General features: G+C 44.9%; 4 protein-coding genes and 1 pseudogene. 4 read left to right on the top strand and 1 reads right to left on the bottom strand.

From position 1 onward, the window contains the following. Nucleotides 1-107: 107 nt before the first annotated feature. Nucleotides 108-257: pseudogene (locus PG883_RS23165) on the top strand (IS4-like element ISAs18 family transposase); the annotation flags it as partial. Between the two features lie 254 nt (nucleotides 258-511). On the opposite strand, the gene PG883_RS23160 reads toward PG883_RS23165, so the two are convergent. Then, nucleotides 512-820, bottom strand: a complete 309-nt coding sequence (locus PG883_RS23160) for a monooxygenase (protein ID WP_185666326.1) — start codon at nucleotides 818-820, stop codon at nucleotides 512-514. Nucleotides 821-918: 98 nt separating this feature from the next. On the opposite strand from PG883_RS23160, the gene PG883_RS23155 reads away from it, so the two are divergent. The 3 genes from PG883_RS23155 to tnpA all read left to right on the top strand — a co-directional run. Then, nucleotides 919-1,821, top strand: a complete 903-nt coding sequence (locus tag PG883_RS23155) for a LysR family transcriptional regulator (RefSeq protein WP_270694375.1) — start codon at nucleotides 919-921, stop codon at nucleotides 1,819-1,821. 211 nt (nucleotides 1,822-2,032) lie between these two features. Then, nucleotides 2,033-2,266 (top strand): hypothetical protein, encoded by a 234-nt coding sequence (locus PG883_RS23150; protein ID WP_270808401.1) that lies wholly within the window; start codon nucleotides 2,033-2,035, stop codon nucleotides 2,264-2,266. Further along, the coding region (tnpA, locus tag PG883_RS23145) for an IS66 family insertion sequence element accessory protein TnpA (protein WP_442866380.1) at nucleotides 2,244-2,496 on the top strand (253 nt) is incomplete at its 3' end. The genes PG883_RS23150 and tnpA, both read left to right, overlap by 23 nt.

Genomic DNA, 2,496 nt, shown 5'->3' with positions numbered 1-2,496 from the left:
AACCTTAGACCGCGCAAATGTTTGGATTTCAGGCAACCGCAGATCGTGTTTGATGAACTACGACAGGTTGCTTGATTTGGCGGGTGTTGCACTTCGGAGTTGAATTCGCGCGAACCTATTCGTTCTTTCGGCAAGGGGTCATCTATTACCAGTTGCTGCCAAAAATGAAAGAGGCCAATGCAGTCCTATTGCTGGATAAATTTATCTACTACCTGAAGCAACACCGTTTATATAGCCGCACACTTGGAATTATTTGAGTCTCTAAAAATGAGGGGATCTCTAAGGTGTATAAGAGTCAGGCTCAGTGGTGCTGGACACCGGACGATCTGATAGAGTGTGGATAATATGGGGGAGCAATTTGTGGGGATCCCTCAGGTGAGACACTCTTTTGAACCTGTTTTCGTCAGCAAGAACGAAGAAATGAAAATAAATGATAGGTTATACACGTGTAATTAGCCGCCAGGCATTCATTCAGGGAGGCATGGATAAACCTCCCTGAATGACATTCCGATTACTGCGCCTGACCCCGGTTTATCTTAGTGAGTGGCTCATTCACATCGAAAATTTTGTAGATGACTTCGGACACCCCGAGTGGCTTCAGGCGTTCTGAGTGCTTTTTGACATAAGCCAATGCAGTATCCTCATCCTGAAACAGGTAAATGCCGCCAGCCTCTTGATTATCCTTACTTTCAGTCCAGATTTTCCAGATAAAACCAGGTTCAGAATTGATTGATTCTGCCAGGCCTACCAGTTGACGAGACATTTCGGGACCAAACGGGCCATGAAAATCAAAGTGTAGCTGTAAAAGTTTGTTCGACATCATACCTCCAGTGCTAACGTTTTCTCAGAATGCCTGTATGTTATTATGAATTTATTGCACAATCAACTTCATAAATTAGCCATTATGTGTTCAAAAATATGACAGAAAGACTGAAATCCACACTCGACCAGTGGGTGAACTTAGTTGCTATCAGCGAAGAAGGAAGTGTGCAGGGCGCTGCTGAAAGGTTAAATAAGAGCCACACCACTCTTTTGTATTCAGTGAAAAAACTTGAAGATCAGCTTGGTACGAAGCTGGTTGAGGTGGTAGGCAACAAGACGCGTTTAACAGCCAATGCGACTTTTCTTTTACGAAAAGCGGGCACCATGCTTGAAATAGCCCGGCAATTAGAAAAACAGAGTCATCTCCTTTCCGAAAGATACGAGTCCAATCTCACAGTCTCAGTGGATCATCTTTGTGATCGCAACTGGATTTATGGTCCCTTGACAACATTCTGTTCTAATAATGAATTAACATCTGTTACTTTGCGCGAAACCTCGCTTAGCTCTACCCGAAAATACGTTAAAGAAAAAATATCTGATATTGCCATTATTAACCTACCTGTTGAAAATCACCCATCATCTTTCTTTGGCCATGTAAAGATGTTGCCGGTAATTTCTTCCAGGCACCCACTTTCCAGGCAAAAGAATATCAATGTAAATGAATTGGTAAATACAACTCAAATTGTTCTGAGAGACTTAGGTCGCGACGAAAACTTTCAGGGGGAAAATGTTGGCTGGCTGAAAACACAACGCAGATTAACGGTGGACAATTTTGATTATGCAATTGACGCAGTAATTTCAGGTTTGGGATTTTGCCGAATTCCTGAACACCTTATTAATAAAATCAATAATCCTGAGATTGTTAACCTTGATATTCAGGAGGGATTTGACTACCAGGTTCCCCTTCATCTAACCCTACCTAAGGGCGAGGAGACAGGACCTGCTGCTCGGGCTCTTTTTAATCTTCTGATGACGGAAGCAAACAAAAGGGTCCGATGATGTTAATAACCTTACAGTTCATGGAGTAAAACCGTTTGCTGTGGAAAGTAAGCTGACAACATGCGCCCTCACCCTCTGTTCGGCGACAATTAGGATGACCGGTTGACGACAATTATCTTGGCCGGTTGGGTGTCACAATAGGTACCTTGTTTTCTGTTCGGAGTTCAAGGTGCCTGGACAACATATCACTCACCGACAAGAGGAGCTGTATATGCAGCATCGCCAACAAGGCATGACTCAAGAAATCGCTGCTGCGAAGTCTGCCATTTCCACCCGAACTGCGCGACGTATTGAGCAGTCCAACACCTTACCCCGCGTTAAAGCTGATAGAGATTGGGTAAGCGCCCTTGAATCGGCATCTTTTTTTCCCAAAATCAGCTCGTCACACTTGAAATCCATTACCTCTTCGCTGGATTTTCACTATGACCACTCAAGAACGTGCTGATTTTTGGCAGCAGCAGATCACTGCCTGGCTTGACTCCGGCCTCTCCGGCCACGCCTTTTGCAAAAGCCAGGCACTGGTCTATCACCAGTTTGCTTACTGGCGTAAAAAGCTCGAACAGCCTGTCGTTTTCAGAAGGCGACTGCACGAAATATCAGGAGTCGGCTGCACTGCCAGAACTGGCCGCCTGCAAGGCAGCGTAGAGAGCGGTTTTTCCTACCTTGAGGCGTGCG

This window comes from Aeromonas sp. QDB25 (assembly GCF_027707725.1).
GTDB lineage: Bacteria > Pseudomonadota > Gammaproteobacteria > Enterobacterales > Aeromonadaceae > Aeromonas > Aeromonas caviae.
The sequence above is the reverse complement of the archived record's forward strand: the minus strand, read 5'-3'. Positions and strand labels throughout refer to the sequence as shown.